Raw genomic sequence first — 3,092 nt, forward strand, 5'->3', positions numbered from 1 at the left:
TTTTCATGTTCTACTTCTCAGTATTCCATGGAAACCTACTTTCAGGATTATTCTCTACAGAAGAGGATGTTGTCATGGCATCTTGGGATTACTTAAAGGCTTATGGAGTAGACTGCTTATTCACTGCGATTATGTTCTCTATGGTCGGATATTTTAACGGTTGTGGACAAACTACTTTTGTTATGATTCAGGGGATAGTCGTCGCTTTCTGCATTAGAATTCCTGTTTCTTATTTTATGAGTAAATTGGAGCCTGTATCTTTATTTAAGGTGGGGCTTGCTATTCCGGCTTCTACACTTGTGCAGATTGCTTTGTGTGTTGTTTATTTTGTTATCTTGTCTAAGAAGCTGTCTGCTGAAAAAAATTCGTTGAAAGACGCTGAGGAAAATAAAGTTTTATAATATGAAGGGTCTATCTAAAAACGAAAATTTATTTTTATATAGACCCTTTTATATATTTATTTAATTTAATACATAGGATATCCTATATTTTTAAACATACTTGTAGGAACCTTTGAAATTGATGAAACCTTAACCCAACCGTATTTATCTGAAGTATTTCTAAATCTTATATATTTACTAGAACCCTTTGAATATGTAGCATTTGCATATACTATATCGCCTTTTTTGATTTTAAATGCAACTGTTGAAGAACCTGGATTTTTGTATGCCTTGATATCTTTTAAAGCCTTATATCTTATTGTCAGCATATCTGGATTTCTACCGTAATTTATAGGTTGCTTTGTTATGGTATATCCTGAAACCTTATATTCAGAAATACCATTCATTAAAACTTGATCATCAAACATTCTATATATTCTTACTATACCAGTACTACTGTTATACGAATCAAGAAAAGGACTCTCTGATATAGTCTTTATAACATATTTACCTTTGTTGTATTTTACTATTTTAGCTGTATAATATCCTTGTATATATATTTCCTTGCTCTTGTCCTTTGAATAAAAATCAAATAAACGAACTTCATCTGATTCATAGTAACTAGCTTCTACATATGTTACGTATTTTCCATTTATGTATAATTTAATTTTATAATCATTAGAATTTATTTTACTTCTAGTGAATTTAATTTTTTCCTTGCTTTTGTTTCCATCTAAATCGTATTTGTATGTTGTATTGACTTTAAATCTTTTGATACAACTAGTTGCGGCATCTGCTTCTGTAGTATTTAAAAATACAACACTAGAAATCACTATCGCCAATGTAAGAAATATAGATATAATTTTTTTAGAAATTGCTTTCATATGTAATCCTCTCCTTTTCTTATAATTCCTATACATGTTAATTTTTGGTATATATTTATTTTACTATATTCCTTAAGTATTATGTTGTATACACTCAAAAAAGTTACCAGTTAGTTCTTGCAACTGGTAACTTTTTCATTGTATTTTTAAATTATAATTCCCTCAAAATGATCCATCTCATGTTGGATAATCTGTGCAACAAAGCCTTTAAACACCTGTTGCTTCTCGTTGAATTTCGCATCGAGGTATTTGACTTCTATAGTTTCATATCTAGTAGTTTTTCTTGAGCCGGTTAAAGATAAGCAGCTTTCCTCTGTTTCGTATGGATTTTCTTTTTTTATTATAACTGGATTTACCATAGGAACTATGATTGAGCCGCCTACAGCAAATACCAATATGCGTTTTTTAACACCTATCATGTTTGCCGCTAGTCCCACGCATCCGTTTATATTCGCCTTTAATGTATCTATTAAATCCTGAATAACTCCTGCATCGTCCTTTGTCGCTGGCTCTGATTTTTGCTCTAAAAATAGTATATCTTTTACAATTGGTTTTATCATTTTTTCATCCTCCCCTTTATACTAAAGATCCAATATATCACAACCCTTACCATTGTAATTATATTTAACAACTTTGTGATAGTGTTTTTTGCAGTTATGGTGTATTTACCTACAATCTTGAAGAGTTATTGATTTTCGATTTTTATTTTTAATTTGTAACATTAAAACAAAAGAGTTATACCTATAAAATAATATAACCCTTGAAATTACTATTATCTATATAATAACATGTTTCCTAATTATTATAAAACCTGTATCACAAAGTTGTTAAATATATACACAATGGACTAAGTATGCTTATAATGGCAATAAAAAAAGCTCTTTATAATAAATCAAAAGAACTTTTTTAACGCGTATTAAATTATAAATTTAGTAGTCCTTTCTACTATATTCTCTATACTTAGATGGTAGCATACCTGTAGATGCCTTAAATTGAGATGTAAACGAGCTCGCCTTTTTAAATCCAACTTTGTGAGCTATTTCACTTAAAGAATAATCTGTAGACTCTAAAAGGACCTTTGCCTTTGATATTCTTATTTTTATTAAATAGGAATGTGGAGTTTCACCTAAGGCTTTTTTAAATGCAAAGCCAAAGTAATTTTTTGACAAACCTGCTAATTCTGCCATTTCTTCTATTTTTATTTCTCTATCATAATTATGATTTATAAAATCTGCAACTAAATAAATTCCCTTTTGATAGCTTTGTTTTTCTTTAAAAATATTGATATCCTTATTTAAGCTTCCACTAATTAATTCTCTACAAAAAAGATTTGCAACCATATCTAGTTTGACTAAATCCTTTTGATCGTTTTTTAGAAATTCTTGCTCAAAAATATGTAAATAAAACTTCAATTCCCTTGATAAATATATAGGATGATTAAATATCTCATCTGAACAATTTAATTCGTTCATTATTTTGTCTAAATACTCCTTTTTTACGAGAACATCTGTATATTCTACATTAGAAAGACCGTATTTTATGCCGTGATTTGAATTACTTTTAGCTGGATAAATATATCCTCTCTCTCCGAAAAATATACTATCTTCGTTTACTAGAAAAGGTACTGGAGTATAAGGAACAAAAAATTCATATTCATCATGGCTGTGAATTCTACATTTAACCTCATCTTTATTTGGAAAATTATATTCAGCTATAAATATATTCTCGTTATAATACAAATTACAATTATCATAAAGCTCTTTTGCATTTTCACTATAAGAATTTACTACTTTTATCATATATAATATCCTTTCTCTATTATCGTATT

General features: G+C 28.6%; 4 protein-coding genes. 1 reads left to right on the top strand and 3 read right to left on the bottom strand.

The features are described 5' to 3' along the window. Positions 1-401, top strand: a 401-nt coding sequence (locus MR593_RS07315; RefSeq protein WP_290691423.1) for an MATE family efflux transporter, incomplete at its 5' end; no start/stop codon positions are given. 65 nt (positions 402-466) lie between these two features. Here MR593_RS07315 and MR593_RS07320 read toward each other — a convergent pair. The 3 genes from MR593_RS07320 to MR593_RS07330 all read right to left on the bottom strand — a co-directional run. Then, the gene (locus MR593_RS07320; RefSeq protein WP_290691426.1) at positions 467-1,264 is read right to left on the bottom strand and encodes a hypothetical protein; all 798 of its coding nucleotides are present in this window, start codon (positions 1,262-1,264) and stop codon (positions 467-469) included. Positions 1,265-1,410: 146 nt separating this feature from the next. Next, entirely contained in the window at positions 1,411-1,824 is a 414-nt protein-coding gene (locus MR593_RS07325) for a peptide deformylase (protein ID WP_290691428.1), read from the bottom strand. 369 nt (positions 1,825-2,193) lie between these two features. Beyond that, positions 2,194-3,092: helix-turn-helix transcriptional regulator (locus MR593_RS07330; protein ID WP_290691430.1), on the bottom strand; the 899-nt coding region annotated here is incomplete at its 5' end.

The organism is Intestinibacter sp. (assembly GCF_022780145.1).
Classification (GTDB): Bacteria; Bacillota; Clostridia; order Peptostreptococcales; family Peptostreptococcaceae; genus Intestinibacter.